Origin of the sequence: Parasediminibacterium paludis, assembly GCF_042651445.1 — a bacterium.
GTDB classification, from domain to species: Bacteria; Bacteroidota; Bacteroidia; order Chitinophagales; family Chitinophagaceae; genus Parasediminibacterium; species Parasediminibacterium paludis.
In genome coordinates this window covers 69,927-87,264 of the sequence record NZ_JBHSDC010000005.1, presented here as the reverse complement: position 1 = coordinate 87,264, position 17,338 = coordinate 69,927, and the positions used below count along the sequence as shown (strand labels likewise).

Below are 17,338 nucleotides of genomic sequence, written 5' to 3'. Positions count from 1 at the left end.
AAATTTTATTTCTGTAGGTGTCTTCATAAAATCAAAGCTAATTCGTTGATATACGCAGGTTGCTATTGCTGCTACTATTTTTTGAGGCTAATTGATTAATTGCAAAACATATTTTCTTTTGTTGGTGCACTGCGTACATTTCAATTGCTACCTCTAATGTAATAAAATATTATTAGGCTGCAAAAAAGTGCAGATTGCTTCGTTCCTCGCAATAACAGGGAGGAAGTAGTCGACAGACCACTGACGAGAGGCCAGTGCAAAAATTAATTTTTGGGATTTGGGTATTGCAAATGCCTTTTATCTGTACTTCGGGATGCCCTACGGAACATCCCTAAAAGCGAAAAAATATTTTGACTTTTCAAACTTTTTTATTTTCTTACAATTTATAAAAAACAAAAAAAATGAAAAAAAATCTCATTTTTGCCCTAACGTTCGTTAATGTATTACTTGGCTATAACAATAAAAATTATGCGCAGAGTAATTATGCGTTATTAAGTCGAATCGATATAGAAAGTGTAATATCATCTTCTCCAACATGGGACCCAAATGTTACAACCTATAGTTATACAATTTCTAAAAAGGGTACTTTTAGTTTTAGTGCAGTTACAGAAAATAAATATAAAATACAATCAATTAGTTTGAATATGAATGGAACTCAAATTCCCTTACTATTTGAATCCAAGAATATAAATGCTCAAACTTCTTGGATTTTTAAACCCTATGTTTCGAATAATACTACCTCAGTTTTTCAATTAATTGTAACTGCGCAAGACGGGATAACTCAAAAAACCTATAATATTAGTATTACTAATAATTCTGAACAAGCTGCGCAACCTAAGCAAACTACACAAACTACTCAAACAGTTCAAGCCCCCTTAAGTAATGACGCAACTCTATCAGGAATTCGTATTTACACAAGAAATTTTAAACCACAAGGTTCTGCTGGCTTTCCTGCTTCTGGTTGGACGCCATTTGATAAATCATTTTCTTCAAATGTGACAAATTATACTGCTACATTTAATGCTAATACTACTGCACCAAGTAATTCTATAGCTGTATGTGCAAGAACGTCTCAAAGCGGCTCAAAAGTGCAAATTAGTGTTAATGGGCAAATTGCAAAAAATGGTCAAGATGATATAGATAATTTTTTTAAAGGAAATAAATTTCATTCAGATGGTAGTGGGGATGACAATTTTCTAAGAAGTAATGATTTTACAGTCGTTCCTAAAAATACAACTACAAGTATTGAGATTGTTGTAACTGCACCTGATGGAACAACCCAAAAAACTTATTATGTTAGTTACAATTGGCTAAATGTAAGCCCATAACAACAAATACTTTATTGGATGATTCAAAAGCACATACTTTTATGTGCTTTTTTGTTTAATAAAGTCTGACAGTAATGAAATTTATGTTCAGTCAGTTCAACAGATGGAAAAAGGCTGACAGAACAATTTGTATTTTAAAATTTGAACTATCTTGACCTAAAAAGTTTACACAAAAAAGTGTAAACTTTTTACAGGCAAGACAATTTCTATCGAAGGTTCATAATCAAATGATAGTTTGTTGGTTTTGTGTCCTTTTACAGTTATAGCCAATTTTGAGATGTAGAGCCCTTATCATTTATATCCTCACCTTCTAATAGGAAGTCAATTATAAACTTTTCTGCTGAGTAGTCAAACTTGGTTATACAGAGATTGTAATCTTCTTCATTATATGTTTCAAAATTTCAACTAACTTTTTTGGAAGCACGATGTATCGTTTCAAAATCACAGCTAACTCGTTAATAGCCACAGGTTGCTATTTCTGCTAATATTTTTTTGAGTCTAATTGATTGATTAAAAAATATATTTATTAAATATGTACGTAGTTTCAAAACTACGTATATTTTGTATTATTGGTGTACTAGGTACATTTCAATTGTTATTGCAATGTAATAAAATATTACAGGGCTTCAAATAAGTGCAGATTGCTTCGTTCCTCGCAATGACGTGGAGTAGTACGGATTGCTTTATTCTTTACAATGTCGTTGGCGCTTCGCTCGGATTTTTTTACCACATAGACACAAAGGTACTTAGGATTAAAGGGAATTTAAGAATAGTATGTGTTAGAGCGTTTTCACTATCGACCGATGACTGTGGTCTATGGACTGGTTTCAAAAGCAGATTGCTTCTTTTCTTTTGGGGTTGGGTTGAGCGGGGGGGAGCAAGGTAAAACAGCCTTGAGCCAAAAAAAGCAGAGCCTTGCGGTACAGGTAGCTGCTGCTACTCACAACACGAAAATTACACAGTAAAAAATGCAAATATAAAAATAGTTTCAGTTGTTGATGAGTTAAATCCTATCTGTTAATTTGTTTAATTCTGAGTTTTTTTGAAAATTTGGTAAATCATTGTCCATGTTATTACTCGATTTTGCTGGAATTGTTTTATTGTCTTTTTTTATTGTTTTCATTTTTATAAAAAAGCAAAGAAAACAGACGGACATATTCTTAGTTTTAAGTAATTTGAATTTAATTATATTATTAATAGTAGATGCTTTTTTTCAAAAGCAATTAACACCGTTGATTTTTCTGCTGTTGAATATTGTACCGCTTTTTCTTTATCCCCTCTTTTTAATATTTGCATTGGAAACTTTGCAAGAAACATTCCATCATCGCGGTAGATGGCTTTTGTTTTTTCTACCTGTAACTATAACCACTAGTTTTATTAGTGCCGATCTTTTTATTTTTCATGATTATACTAAAACTGAACTAGAAAAATTGTATAACAGTCCTACCATAATTTATCATCTTCTATGTAAATTTTTTCCTCTGATTTTCATTTTTGCTTTTTTGAAACTAATCAAAAGATTGAATGACTATTCCAAATCTATAAAAGAACGTTTTTCCTTTGTAGAGCCTATTGAGGTAACTTGGTTAAGAAATTCTACATGGATTTATATCTGTATTATATTGATTACACTAATAGGATTTCTATTAGCACAGTTTCAAATTATTCCAATTTCTCTTCATGTTTTTTGCAATTTCATCGGCTTTTTATTATTTATTTCGATCTTTTATGTCAGTTTACATGGTATCAATCAGTATACCATATCTGAATACTATGGTTTTAATGACACCAGTTCTGAGTTTATAAACACAACATATCCAAATACAAATCGCTCAATAGATTATGATATTAATAAATACAAAACATCTGGCTTAACCCCAAACGATATGCAGCAAATATTTGAGCAGGTGGTATTGTTATTTGAGACGAACAAGATGTATTTAGAACCAAAACTGCAATTAAATGATGTAGCAAAGGCTTTGAAAATTTCTTCCCATCATCTTTCTCAAACTATTAATAGTTGTTCAGGCAAACCATTTTATGATTTTGTAAATAGTTATAGAGTCAGTCATTTGAAGAGATTATTAGAAGATATTACCCAACAAAAATTCACCATTTTATCTTTGGGTTATGAAAGTGGCTTTAATTCGAAAACAACTATAAATCGTGTCTTCCGACAAGAAACAGGGATTTCACCCTCAGAATATCAAGAACTACACAAAAAATTACACTCATTAAGCGATTAGTGTAGCACATGTAAAAATAATAAGGGTCATGTTATAAGATGGGGCGACCAGGTCTTTGATACCATTGAATTTCGTGTTTAATTATTTGATTAATAGTTAAACAACAACACATGAAACGAAAAGACTTTTTACTAGCAACAGGTAGCTTAATTACAGCCGCTATGCTAAGTCGACTTGATGTACAAGCATCCAAATTTGATAACACAAGGGGCGACAATTACAGACCTACGCCTTCAGTTTTAGATGTACCAATCCTTCAAGTATTGTGTTATGGGGTTAATTCGCCTAACCCACATAACACACAGGCATGGAAATTTAAAATTGAAACTGACACATCTTGCTTATTTTATGTAGACGAAACCCGACTACTTACTGCCACAGACCCAATAGCAAGACAAATTCATATTGGATGTGGTTGTTTTATCGCATTAGCCGAAATAGGCGCACGAGAATTAGGCTATGGTATGCAAATCGATTATTTACCAGAAGGCGATTATTCATATCATGAAATTGGTAAAAAGCCACTAGCCAAATTAAAAATAAACAAAATAAATCCACCCAAAGATCCACTTTTTAATGTTATATATAAAAGACAAACGCTAAGAACTATCTACCATGGAAATCTAATTTCCAATGATGAATTTAACAATATCGTAGAGATTTCCCAACCTAAATATTCAGCGATTGAACTCATCAATAATTCCGCACCTCTTAAAGAAGCATTAGACATTTTGTACAAAGGAATGGAAGTAGAATGCTATGACTGGCATGCTTTTGATGAATCAAGGAAATGGTTTAGAGTAAAAGAAGATATTGCTCTAAAAAAAGATGGTCTTAACTTAAGAGTTAGCGGTGTTAAAGGCCTGAATCTATGGGTTTCAGAACAAATGCTAACGGGCTATCCATCAAAATTGTGGCATGATAACCGTACAATAAATGGATTATTAGCAGGGCATTATGAAAAAGTAATGTCATCAAAAGGTATTGTTCTATTTAAAACCACAAGCAACCAATTAGCTGACTGGATCAAATGTGGACAGGACTACGCTCGTTTTCAACTAGCTGCATGCCAAAAAGGAATAGGTATGCACCCCCTTAGTCAAGTGCTTCAAGAATATCCATCCATGCAACAACTTAGTAGCGCATTTGAACAAATGATGCAAATAGAAAAGCCTATGAAAATACAGATGGCTGTAAGAATAGGTAGAAGTCATCCTGACGGATTTTCTTATAGAAGAAACACGAAAGATTTAATAATCAACAGTTAACCAAAAAAATTACAATGAATAAACCTATTTTATTAGCAATATTATTATTGGTAAATACTTATGTTAAATCGCAAGAAAAAAATGCACAACGATTAATAGAGGAAGTTACCACCACTCTTGTAAACAATCAACTAAGTCCTGAAATTTTGAAAATTGAACAAGCTTCAGGATTTACAAAAGGAAAACTGAACCCAGATAATGGAAACACCATTAATCAATTTCAGCAAAGTACATTTGCTATTTCAGCTTTTCCATTTACGATTGTAAAAAAACAAAATACACAATTGTTTATGGGGCTTGGGTATCAAACACAGATATTTAATCAGTTCGCTACAATGAATGCGGATAGCGTATTTGCAAAAAATATTCAATCGGCATACCTTGGCACAGCCCTTATTATTAAGTATAATAACCACATCTTCTGGCAAAATTATCTACAAACTGGCTTTTACGGAAGAAAACCATTTGAAAATGTAGATAAAACATTTAATATTCAATTTGTAAGTAAGCTCAATTATAAACCTAACCGTGATCTTAATTATGGTATAGGGCTTGCTTATTTTTCAAATATGGGTGAACCACTGATATTACCAGCAGTATCTGTAACTTATTCTCAACCACATTGGTTAATCGATGTGAATTTTCCCATTAAAACCGAAATAGAAGGTATTATGGTACATGGTATTTTAAGACCTGTGGCAGGCATCTCTTACCATGGCGGTAATTATTATCTTTCTAATAATCAATACCTGTATAATTTTGGTGCATTAGGATATTTAGGTATGCGATTTAAATTAATGGATATGGTCTATATGTATTCAGCATATCAAGTTGGTGTGTTTGATGCTTATAAATTTGGTACTAGTCACCAACTTTCTAAGTTGGGTAATTATTCAGGTCAAAGCCAATTTGTGATTTCATTGAATATACAAGCACCAACATTTATACCTCGCTTGCAACATTAGATTTGGTTATTATTTTTTTAAACTACTTATTTATAAAAAAATACCGTCTCAAAATGATGAGGCGGTATCTTTTTATTTAGATAAGCTGATGGTACAATACTATTTTTTGATTTTTGAATCAGAAGCCGTTGGCGATCTAGCCTTATTTTGGCAAATGATATAACTTATTGATTTTGTCAATGATTTGTTTCCCAATAACTGTTAAACCATCATATCTATCATATAACTGCTGCCAAGGAATTAATGACTTAGTAAGTGATCTACCTTTAGGTGTTGTTAGAACTTCCCATTTTGCTAAGTCGCTGTCAATATCTTTTACATTATCTAACATATAGTTTTGCAAAGTAGTATTATTATTTACCCAACTACCTTCCGAAGCACTAACAGCAGGAATTACATCTTGGTAATAGTTTAAAATATCTAAAGCCAAACTGTCTTCTTCAATAGTCATAATTTTCCCAGCCGATAAAAAACCATTAAATCTATTTTTATGAGGTCTCAGATAAATATTATATTTTATTTCAGGTAGATATTTGCTCAATGAGTCATTGTTTGGTGGTGTATTTTTTCGTAGGCTATTTAAATATTTGTAAGTTGTATCTATATGCGCAAAAAACAATTTAATATCTTGTACATCTTTTATGTCTAATGCAATATCTTCTTTAAGGCCCAATAAAAATGTTTTAACCTGTGCTTGTTCTTTTTTGTGCTCGCTCCAATTATGAAAGCTTATTGATAATGTAATTGCGAAAACGATGATGAAAATTTCAATGAAAAATTCTTTCAATTTGTGCCAAAAAGAACCTTGGGATTTTCCAAATAGTGCATATAGCTTCTTAGTATGCTTTATGATTTCTTGTTCCGCCATTTGATGCTTTGTTTAAGGTATAGATTGTATGCAAAATAGACATTTATGCAAAAAGAATAAAGTTTTTAAATTACTTCGAATGTTTATTACCGATTGATTTTTTGATTGCAGCACCGCAGTTAATAGACACCTACCTTGGATGGTGAATAGTTGATATTTGATAGATGATTTTAAATAGCTGTTGACCATAACGCTTTAGAAAATGCTAACATTGTATTTTACGAATAATGTATGCTACGCAGCGTAACAAAAAAAGTGATGGACGATAGTAACAATAAGTGAAAAGATAGTAAAGAAAGAGTACGAATTTGGGATGGCAAATAAGATTCGAATATTATATAATCTCTATAAGTTCAATATAAGCTAATTTCTAAATTCGCTTCTAGCTATTGTAATTTAAAATTATTTATAATGTCTATTTGATTCTTATAAAATCATTGCTTTCGATTCAATCATACTTAAATTGATCTCGAAAAATAAAAGATATAGCATCTTTTTTATGACGCTTTCAATTTATTTGATGAAAAGATTAATTGCTTCAGCAGCGTTATCTTGAAAAGTAGTATTTAATAGCGCAGGAAAAAAAGTGCTTTGGTCAACCATTTTACCAGATAGCTTCCCCTCTCTGCTAGCATAAAAAATCCCACTTTTATACTGCTCATCTGAGATGCCATCAACAAAACGTTTAGCACCTACCTCTAGCTTATGCACCATATCACCCATTAAAGGAAATACCACAGGCATCATGAAATTTTTCAACATAAATTTCATTGCAGGTGGAAGATTCTCTGGCGCTAATGTGCCCTTTGTATTCCCTGGGCTTACCACAACAAATTTGATAGCAGGGTATTTTCTAGCCATTGATAGCATCCACATAGTTGCTACATATTTAACATATCCATAGGCTTGGGTAACATCAAATTTATTACCAAAATAGGATCCATCAAGAACGGCTGCAAACTCATCTACAGAGGATGTCTTCATTGAAACTGGTTTCATTCCTAACAGCTTTACACCTGGAACAGCTTCCGCACTTGGATACAATACAGTTTTTTTTAACTTATTATATTTGATTAATTCCTCCACTAAAATGACATGACCTAAAATGTTGGTGGCTGCTAATTCAGTCATTCCTGAGGGTGTGAGATTCTTAGCTGTTTTTCCAACCATTCCGCCAGCGTTTAAAATTATTGCATCAATAGGCTCCCTTATTGTCTCTACTGCGTTTCTAACAGAATTTGCATCGGAGACATCGCCAATAATAATGTCAAATATCTTTTTTCCTGTTTGTTGCTCTAGGTCTTTTTTAGCTGCTTCTGCTTTGGCTTGATTTCTACAGAAAAGAATAATCTTCTTTGTTTCTTTTCTCAAGGCTAACTGGCGGGCAGTCTCTTTTCCAAGCCCAATATTGGCACCTGTAATTAATATGGTTTCATTCATTTTTCATCTTTTTTAGTATTGTAAATACACGATACAAAAATGAAGCTTAAAATAAATTTGAACTTGGTAGTAAAGTTCAAAAACTGGTATATCCTGTTCAATTAGTTTTACGGTAGGCAGAAGGCGATAAATGATATTTTTGTTTGAAGGTCTTTGTGAAGTGTGAAGCGTCTTGAAAACCAACCTCATAACAAATTTCAGATACAGATAAATTGGTTGATTGAAGCAATTGTAGCGCTTTTTCTAATTTCTTTTCTTTAATGAAGTTTGCTGGTGTATCTCTAAACTGTGTTTCAAAATCTCTCTTAAACGTTGAAAGACTTCTTCCAGTTAAGCTGGCTAAATGAACCATAGAAATTGATGAATATAGATGTGCTTCTACTACTTCAAATAAACTTGCTTGTCTTGGATTAAATAAATGAGAAAATAAAGTGAAAATATTTTCTGCATTGTCTGTTTGTAGAAGCAATAGTATCAGTTCTTTGATTTTTAATTTAAGCAATTCGTCTGTGACCAAATTTGGGTTCTCAAAATAAAAATCGAGGCTTTGGATGAAATGGGTCACCACACTTTGTTTTTCTATTTTTTTGATATATGATTTATTGGCATGGCTTTGAACGAAATTGGGAAATTCATTTTTGTATAATTCCTTTAAAATTTCTGGATATAAATGAACCGCATAAACTTCACAAGTTTGAGCGGGGTGGTTTCTAATAACATTAGAGAAGTAGTTACCACATCTAAGTAAAACACTTTCCTCAGTTTGAATGGATAGGTGGTTAGTGGGTGAAGTAACAGAAATTACCCCTTCTTTAAGATAAGTAAAACAGGCTTCATCTTGAAAAATTGAACCTAATTTTAATGGGGTCTTGATTACTAATTTTTCAATGGCACATTTATTATTGATGTCAAAATATTTTCTGTCGAGAATCATTTTTAATGGTAGTTAGTGAGTTATTGTATGGTGACAGCAAATGCATCAATAAATGATGGTGCTTAGGGGGGCATTGATTTGAAGATATTCTAAAAATCGAAGAATAATCATCGTTAAAACAATTGATTCTGTATTAACAATTATAAAATCAATTATTCTGGCGTCATCTACATATCAGTTTGCATGTGCAATATAATTGATTGCGTATGCTGTGCAAAAAATGACATATAGGACGACTTTAATTACTAGAAAGAAATTAAGACATTAACTGGCTTTGAAAAAAGCTGAATCTATTTACTGTTGTTTTACTGCAATACAATTCCTGATTTGCTAATAAAAAATAGAAAACTAGTGGTCTTTCAAACCCAACGAAACACCTCTCATGCTGAGGTATACCCGAGGTATACCCGAAGTATGGATAGTGTATGGGGAGTGTATGAAATGAATGGTGCAAATTGTTAGCAAATCCATGTAAAAAAAGGTCGAATTTTCCGCTGCAATATTTTTTCTTAAACACAAATACTTTTTTTGTATTTAATTTGTCAATTTTACACTTGTTATTGCCATAGGTGTAAAAATTTAGTATATCTATCATTGCTGCAGCTAACTTTACCCCATATACATCGCTTAAAAAATACCGCTTTTAACTGTAACGAAATACATACGCCATGAATTATTTTAATCGATTTGCCGCCACTGCAACTTTCAGCTTTTACACTTGCTTGCTTAGTTTTCTATTTGTAGCGTGTAGTAAAAACGACGGTACCACCACCACACTGCCTGTAACGCCTACGCCACCACCTACACCTCCAGCTACTTTTGCAAAAGGAGCCGATGTAAGTTGGCTGACTGAAATGGAAGCCAATGGGATTAAATTTTATAATAGCGCTGGTACCCAACAAGAAGGAATGGCATTGTTGCAATCACTTGGTATTAATACCATCCGTTTGCGGGTGTGGGTTAATCCTTCTAATAGCTACAATGCAAGTGCTGATGTGGTGGCCAAAGCTGTACGCGCTAAAAACTTGGGTTTACGTGTTATGATTGATTTTCACTACAGCGATACTTGGGCCGATCCTGGCAACCAAACCACACCTGCTGCTTGGGCATCACAAGACATTAATGGCCTTAAAACATCGGTTGCGAACCATACGACAGCGGTATTAACTGCTTTAAGAGATAATGGTGTAACACCAGAATGGGTACAAATCGGTAATGAAACCAATGATGGCATGCTTTGGCCATTGGGTAAAGCTTCTACTAATATGGCCAATTTTGCAGCTTTAGTTAATGCTGGTTACGACGCTGCAAAAGCAGTATTTGCCAATATAAAAGTAGTGGTACACTTGTCTAATGGCTACGACAACAGTTTGTATAGATGGCTGTTTGACGGGCTTAAAAATAATGGTGGCAAATACGATGTTATTGGTATGTCGCTGTATCCTACTGCTAGTACTTGGGCTACCTACAATTCGCAATGTTTGGTCAATATGAACGATATGGTTGCGAGATATGGTAAAGAAGTAATGGTGGTAGAAGTAGGTATGCCTTGGGACGGTGCTGCTGATTGCAAATCTTTTATTAGCGATTTAATAACCAAAATGCAAACAGTTTCCAATGGTAAAGGCTTAGGGGTTATGTATTGGGAACCTTTAGCATATAATAGTTGGAAGGGCTATACATTGGGCGCATTTGATAATACAGGGAAACCTACTATTGCGTTAGCAGCGTTTCAGTAAACCCTGCTTTTATTATTACAAAAATTACAAATACTGATGATAATACAAAACAGACAATGGTCGGTTAGGTGGCTTATAATTGCTATAATGGGCATAGCATTGCTACAAACCGTCCAAGCACAAAAGCAAATAAGTTTAGACGAAGGCTGGAAATTTCAGTTTGGTCATGCAGCTAACCCTGAAAAAGATTTTAACTATAGTATCGCTAATGTATTTGCTAAATCAGGTGCTGGTTCAGCCACGCCTATCGACCCAAGGTTTAACGATAGTAGCTGGCATACTGTTAATGTACCTCACGATTGGGCAGTAGAACTACCTTTTGCCAATTCAACGAATTTTGATGTTGAATCGCATGGTTTTAAACCTGTTGGTGGTTTATATCCCGAAACCAGTATTGGCTGGTATCGGAAGCGTTTTAAGGCAAGCCGCGCCGACTCTGGACAGCGTTACCAATTGCAGTTTGACGGTATTTTTCGCAATGCCAATATTTGGATCAATGGTTTTTTTGTGGGCAATAATTTCAGTGGTTATTTAGGTGCCTCATATGATGTTACTGACTATATCAACTTTGATAAAGACAATATCATAACCGTCCGTATAGATGCCACACAATACGAAGGTTGGTTTTACGAAGGTGCAGGTATTTATAGGCATGTGTGGCTTCGCCAAAATAACAACCTGCACATCGCAAATGGTGGTGTATTTGTGTACTCAGATGTACTAGGTAGTAAAGCCATTGTGACAGCCGAAACAATAGTAGAAAATAAACATCTAGCAGTGGCAAACGCTACTATTACATCGTACATTACGACAAGAGATGGGGTGCAAATTGCGGAATCGAAACCATTACCATTATCGCTCGCAATAAATGGAAAAGGGAGCGTGAAACAGCAACTCACCGTAACAAATCCCACTTTGTGGGATTTGGATAATCCTTACTTATACAGACTCATTACGGTGGTAAAATCTGGTGCTGCCATTGTAGATAAACAAACCACTCGCTTTGGTATTAGAACCATTCGTTTTGATGCTAATGAAGGGTTTTTCTTAAACGGTAAACATCTTAAAATTCAAGGCACTAATAACCACCAAGACCATGCAGGCCTTGGTACGGCGTTGCCAGATTATATCAACTATTACCGTATTCAATTACTAAAGAATATGGGGGCAAATGCTTACAGAACTAGCCATGCAGCAGCTACGCCTGAACTATTAGATGCTTGCGATAGTATCGGTATGTTGGTATTAGATGAGCAACGTTTGCTAAACAGTAGCCCAGAATATATGAATCAATTTGAGCGTTTAATACTAAGAGATAGAAACCATCCATCGGTGTTTTTATGGAGCATTGGTAACGAAGAAGGTTGGATTCAAACAAACACATTTGGTAAGCGCATTGCACAGAGTTTAATCGCCAAACAACAAGAGCTAGACCCTACACGTACCAGCACCTACGCTGCCGATTTAGCCAATACATTTAAAGGGGTGAATGAAGTGATACCTGTGCGTGGCTTTAACTATCGCCAGTTTGGTGTAGCAGATTATCACCGAGACCATCCAACACAACCTGTTATTGGTACAGAAATGGGTAGTACGGTTACTACTCGTGGCATTTATGAAAAAGATACCATTCATGCGTATTTGCCAGATCAAGATATTACAGCACCATGGTGGGCTAGCAAAGCAGAAACTTGGTGGAAATTAGCAGCAGAAAATGCTTATTGGCAAGGTGGTTTTGTATGGACTGGCTTCGACTACCGTGGCGAACCAACGCCATATAAATGGCCCAATATCAACTCACATTTTGGTATTATGGATATGTGTGGCTTCCCTAAAAACTTGTACTACTATTATCAAAGTTGGTGGACAGATAAAGATGTATTGCATATTTCGCCACACTGGAACTGGCGCGATAAAATAGGCGATACCATTGATGTTTGGGTTAATAGTAATGCCGATAATGTTGAATTATTGTTAAATGATAAAAGTCTTGGTAAAAAAGACATGCCAAGAAATGGTCACTTACAATGGGGCGTAAAATACCAACCTGGTAAATTAGAAGCAGTGGCTTATAAAAATGGTAAACGCTTAACCGCCAAAGTAGAAACCACTGGCCAAGTAGCAGAAGTAGTGGTAACGCCTTCTAAAACCACCATGCTTGCAGATGGAAAAGATGTTACGATTATTAATATTTCGCTGATAGATAGAGAGGGGAGAGAAGTACCGACTGCTGATAATTTGGTAAAGTTTACCCTTAGCGGTGATGCGCAAATTATCGGTGTAGGTAATGGAGACCCAAGCAGTCATGAGCCAGATAAATGTGCGGATGGTGCATGGCAGCGCAGTGCTTTTAATGGTAAATGTCAAGTAATTATACAAGCTGGTAAAACTCCAAGTACCATTAAGTTTGAAGCCAAAGCAACTGGCTTATATACTGGGGGAACAGATATTACAACGGTATCTCCAACAAGTGTTAGTACTACAAATATTGACAATAAATTTATGCTTAAAGGCGAGGCTGCCCTTACTAGAACAACTACTAAAGTGATTGGTGCAGACATTTCCTTTTTACCTGAACTAGAAGCAAGGGGTATTCAATTTAGTGATAATGGTACACCGAAAGATGCGATTGCTATTTTAAAAGCACATGGGTTTAATTATGTACGCTTACGCATTTTTAACAACCCCGCTGCCGACAGTGGTTATGCCCCAGGCAAAGGCTATTGCAACCTAGATTATACCAAACAAATGGCTAAGCGTGTAAAAGCTGCTGGCATGAAGTTGTTGCTTGATTTTCATTATAGCGATACCTGGGCAGATCCTGGCAAACAATTTAAACCATCTGCATGGAAGGGTCTAGATTTTACCACTTTAAAAGACTCTTTGTACAATTTTACCAAAGCTGTATTAGAAGCGTTAAAAGCACAAGGTACTTTGCCAGACATGGTACAAGTAGGTAATGAAATAAACCACGGTATGGTATGGCCAGATGGTGATGTAAGAAACATGAATCAGCTAGCACAATTGATAAACGCGGGTACAGCGGCTGTAAAAGCGGTAGACCCAAACATTGCCATCTTACTACATGTCGCTTTGGGCGGACAAAACGCAGAGTCAGTATTTTTTATAGATAATATGTTAGCGCGGGGTGTACATTTTGATATCATTGGTTTATCCTACTATCCTAAATGGCATGGTACAATAGATGAGTTGCAAGACAATTTAAACGATTTGTCTAAACGCTATCATAAAGAATTGATCGTGGTAGAATATTCTGCTAAGAAAGAGGAAGTAAACAAAGCCGCCTTTAATGTTGCTGGCGGTAGGGGTAAAGGCACATTTATTTGGGAACCATTGAATACTTGGGAATCTGTTTTTGATAGGCAAGGCAAATCGAATGACTTATTAAAATTATACGACACATTTAACAAACAATACTTGCAGGATAAGTAAAGTGGTTATTTGTAAATAGTATTAAAGCCCCTTTTTAAGGGGCTTTAATATTCAATACCAATTGGTAAAACTTTGTTTATGCTCCGTGATAGCACTTGTGGATACTTGTTTCGTATATTGTAAGGAATGGCAAAAATGGACGTCTTATGCCATGGGATAAACCGAGTTATAAAGTCTATAAATCTAGAATTTTAAATAATGGCTGACCAATACATTCGAAAAGTTCAAATCGAGGATTTAAATGGATTGAAAGGCGTTTTAGATTCAAGCGAACTATTCCCATCTGAATATCTTGAAGAAATGATTGCTGACTATTTCCAAAACAAGGACACCGAAGCCATTTGGTTTACTTGCATTGATGATAATAAACCTATTGCGTTGGGTTATTGTGCTCCAGAAAAATTAACAAACGGAACATACAATTTATATGCAATTGCAGTTAGAAAAGAATTTCAAGGCCAAGGCATCGGACGGAAAATGATGCATTTCATTGAACGAATACTGAAAGAAAATGGCAAAAGAATATTCATTGTTGAAACTTCAAGCATTGATAATTACTCTTCGGCGAGAAAATTTTACCAAAAGCTTGGCTATCGATTAGAAGCAGTGATTAAGGACTTTTGGAATGAAGGTGAGGACAAACTAATATTTTGGAAAAAACTGAACTAAATTAGACGATGTCTATTTCTTTCTATCATAAATAATTCAGGTTAGTAAACTTATTATTTAGCATAAATATGCACATAACTCCGCTTAATGCAATTTGGCTATTGAATATATTTTCAACATTTTTACAAGAGAAGATAACAGTGATGGCATACTAAACTGTTATATCTTGTAACGAAAACCCATTTTATTGGTGCTAATTTTTGAAAGACTTCAATGAATGGACAGATTCATCAAATATTTAAATGCTTATTCGAAACTTTCAGACTTGACGATTGAGAAGCTGAGAGCAAACATTATTACGCTTGAGTTGCAAAAAAATCAACTTCTTCTTCGACAGGATCAAATTTGCAAGCATTTATATTTTGTTGAGAAAGGCATCTTAAAGCAATACTATTTTCTTGGCGATAAGGCAATTATTGACTACTTCGCAACTGAAAATAAAATTGTAAGCAGTATTAGCAGTCTTTTTGGACAAAAGCCAAGTAATAAAATTATTGAAGCTATAGAAACGTCTACACTGCAGGCCGTATCATATGAAAAACTCGAAAGCCTATTTCTTGATAACCCAGACCTGGAAAGGGTAGGGAGACTTATTGCTACAGAAGCTTTTATGCTTATGGAAGAAAGGATTTTTTCCCTACAATTTCATACTGCAAAAAAGCGATATGATGATTTACTAAACAACAATCCAGACATATTGATGCGCGTTTCATTGGGTGATGTGGCTTCATATTTGGGCATTACTCAAGTAACTTTAAGTAGAATAAGAAGTCAAAAGTAATTTTTTAACAATTGTAAAAAGGGTTTAACGACTGCCATTTTAGTTTTGTGTTCTATTGTAAAACTTGGTAAAAATGTATCGTAAACTTTTAATTTTTTTAATTACTATGGCAACATTATCAACTACAGTTTTTGGGCAATCGCAAACAAAAAAAGCCTTGCTTATCTTAGACATTCAAAATGATTTCACAGGAAGTAAAGCCAGAATGCCAATGGACAGTACGCAAACGCATCAAATGATTCATCAGTTGAATAATTTGGTTAGCCATCTTCCAGCATCGGCTTATGAAATCATTTATATCGGTAACGAATTTTCAAAATATGATTGGTTAAATATTTTTAGAAATTTTGCGGCTATTAAAGGCACAACAGGAACAAAGCAGGATAGTCGTTTAAAAATAGTATCAGGTAATTATTTCCCAAAGAACAAGGAAAATGCATTTACAAATCCCGCATTAACAGCTTTTTTACAATCAAAATCTATTACTGAATTATTTATAAGCGGTTTAAAAGCGGAGGCTTGTGTCTACTCAACAACCAAAGGCGCTATCAAAAATGGATATAAAGTGACTGTGTTGATAGACTGTATTGCAACCACTTCTAATAAAAAAAGAGAACGAATGCTACAGAAATATCTAAAAGTAGGTGCATACAATTTAAATTCAACAACACTCATCAATTAAACACTGCCACAAAGGATAGGCGGCTGCGATAATTACTCATTGGATATTGATGTTGTGCGGTTTGTTCTACATGCTGCTGGCAAGCTATATCTACTATATAAGTACTAATATCGTCTTGGTCTAGATTGGGACAAACATTATTTACTATTTCCTGCTATTGAAAAGCTGACAACTATGAGTGTATTTCTGCTGGTTAAAAAGTTTTATATCGGTGTTGCCAATAGCAGCTAATGCACATTGGGTTAGAAGCGGCACTATGTGGCAAATGTCCATAAATCAATTCGTATACCTCGGTTTTTCGTGAATTCTGGATATAACGTTATAGCTTGATGACTTGTCAAGAAAATATTAATTTTTATGCTATTAATTTTGCGCTTTTGTAAAATATTATCGACAAATAAATAGTATTCAGCCTCGACAGCTTAATGGATAAGGGTGTTATGCCTTCTATTATGTTTTAAAATCTTAGCATTTTGCTTGCAATCTTGGATATAATAACAAAAAAGAGATCACTTGTGCAGAGTATCAAGGATTTATGATAGGTCTCCTGTAATAGTGTTTTTTCCAAAAAGTGGACTTTGTTCCGAGTAATGGAAAAAATAAATATATTTTCCAAAAAAAATTGCTGAAAGCCAATGTTTTATATTTTTGGCATCTATATTGACAATGACGTTGTGCGAACAACGGTATTTCACTTATAAAATACATCCTATGCAAAAGCTAATACTTACAACCACAAGTTGGTTATTTACACTGCGGTTTTCCTACGCAAATGCTTTCTATTTCAATTGTTTAAGAAATCTTCTCCAGCCAACGTTTTGTGCTACGCGCTGACGTGCTGCTCGCTATGTGCTATTTTGTTTAATACGTCATTAGCGTTCTAAATCATTTTCAATAACAACGAATAGATGTAAATACTATTTGTTCATGCCTTCTAGCTTGAATCTGATTTGTCAATAATGTCG

12 protein-coding genes are annotated in these 17,338 nt (G+C 34.4%); 9 read left to right on the top strand and 3 right to left on the bottom strand.

From position 1 onward, the window contains the following. The first annotated feature begins 401 nt into the window (after positions 1-401). The 4 genes from ACFOW1_RS06175 (at position 402) to ACFOW1_RS06160 (ending at position 5,807) form a co-directional block, all read left to right on the top strand. Entirely contained in the window at positions 402-1,328 is a 927-nt protein-coding gene (locus ACFOW1_RS06175; RefSeq protein WP_379012949.1) for a cadherin-like beta sandwich domain-containing protein, read from the top strand. 1,067 nt (positions 1,329-2,395) lie between these two features. Then, positions 2,396-3,574: a helix-turn-helix domain-containing protein gene (locus ACFOW1_RS06170; protein ID WP_379012947.1), complete on the top strand. Its 1,179-nt coding sequence runs from the start codon at positions 2,396-2,398 to the stop codon at positions 3,572-3,574. Between the two features lie 110 nt (positions 3,575-3,684). Then, positions 3,685-4,842 (top strand): Acg family FMN-binding oxidoreductase, encoded by a 1,158-nt coding sequence (locus ACFOW1_RS06165; protein WP_379012946.1) that lies wholly within the window; start codon positions 3,685-3,687, stop codon positions 4,840-4,842. A gap of 14 nt (positions 4,843-4,856) precedes the next feature. After that, positions 4,857-5,807, top strand: a complete 951-nt coding sequence (locus ACFOW1_RS06160; RefSeq protein ID WP_379012944.1) for a DUF6268 family outer membrane beta-barrel protein — start codon at positions 4,857-4,859, stop codon at positions 5,805-5,807. Positions 5,808-5,949: 142 nt separating this feature from the next. Here the strand turns inward: ACFOW1_RS06160 and ACFOW1_RS06155 are convergent, their stop codons facing one another. The 3 genes from ACFOW1_RS06155 to ACFOW1_RS06145 all read right to left on the bottom strand — a co-directional run bounded on the left by ACFOW1_RS06155 (position 5,950) and on the right by ACFOW1_RS06145 (position 9,049). Beyond that, on the bottom strand, positions 5,950-6,675 hold the full coding sequence (locus tag ACFOW1_RS06155; RefSeq protein ID WP_379012942.1) for a hypothetical protein: 726 nt from the start codon (positions 6,673-6,675) through the stop codon (positions 5,950-5,952). Between the two features lie 513 nt (positions 6,676-7,188). Further along, entirely contained in the window at positions 7,189-8,115 is a 927-nt protein-coding gene (locus ACFOW1_RS06150; protein WP_379012941.1) for an SDR family NAD(P)-dependent oxidoreductase, read from the bottom strand. A 97-nt stretch (positions 8,116-8,212) separates the two neighbouring features. Beyond that, the gene (locus ACFOW1_RS06145) at positions 8,213-9,049 is read right to left on the bottom strand and encodes a helix-turn-helix domain-containing protein (RefSeq protein WP_379012940.1); all 837 of its coding nucleotides are present in this window, start codon (positions 9,047-9,049) and stop codon (positions 8,213-8,215) included. A gap of 668 nt (positions 9,050-9,717) precedes the next feature. Here ACFOW1_RS06145 and ACFOW1_RS06140 point away from each other — a divergent pair. The 5 genes from ACFOW1_RS06140 to ACFOW1_RS06120 all read left to right on the top strand — a co-directional run bounded on the left by ACFOW1_RS06140 (position 9,718) and on the right by ACFOW1_RS06120 (position 16,373). Next, on the top strand, positions 9,718-10,788 hold the full coding sequence (locus tag ACFOW1_RS06140) for a glycoside hydrolase family 53 protein (RefSeq protein ID WP_379012939.1): 1,071 nt from the start codon (positions 9,718-9,720) through the stop codon (positions 10,786-10,788). A gap of 87 nt (positions 10,789-10,875) precedes the next feature. Further along, complete coding sequence (gene galA / locus ACFOW1_RS06135; protein ID WP_379012937.1) at positions 10,876-14,241, top strand: beta-galactosidase GalA; 3,366 nt, start codon at positions 10,876-10,878, stop codon at positions 14,239-14,241. A gap of 198 nt (positions 14,242-14,439) precedes the next feature. Further along, complete coding sequence (locus tag ACFOW1_RS06130; protein WP_379012936.1) at positions 14,440-14,910, top strand: GNAT family N-acetyltransferase; 471 nt, start codon at positions 14,440-14,442, stop codon at positions 14,908-14,910. Between the two features lie 217 nt (positions 14,911-15,127). Continuing rightward, complete coding sequence (locus ACFOW1_RS06125; RefSeq protein ID WP_379012934.1) at positions 15,128-15,691, top strand: Crp/Fnr family transcriptional regulator; 564 nt, start codon at positions 15,128-15,130, stop codon at positions 15,689-15,691. A 73-nt stretch (positions 15,692-15,764) separates the two neighbouring features. Further along, the gene (locus ACFOW1_RS06120) at positions 15,765-16,373 is read left to right on the top strand and encodes a cysteine hydrolase family protein (protein ID WP_379012950.1); all 609 of its coding nucleotides are present in this window, start codon (positions 15,765-15,767) and stop codon (positions 16,371-16,373) included. Positions 16,374-17,338: the final 965 nt, after the last annotated feature.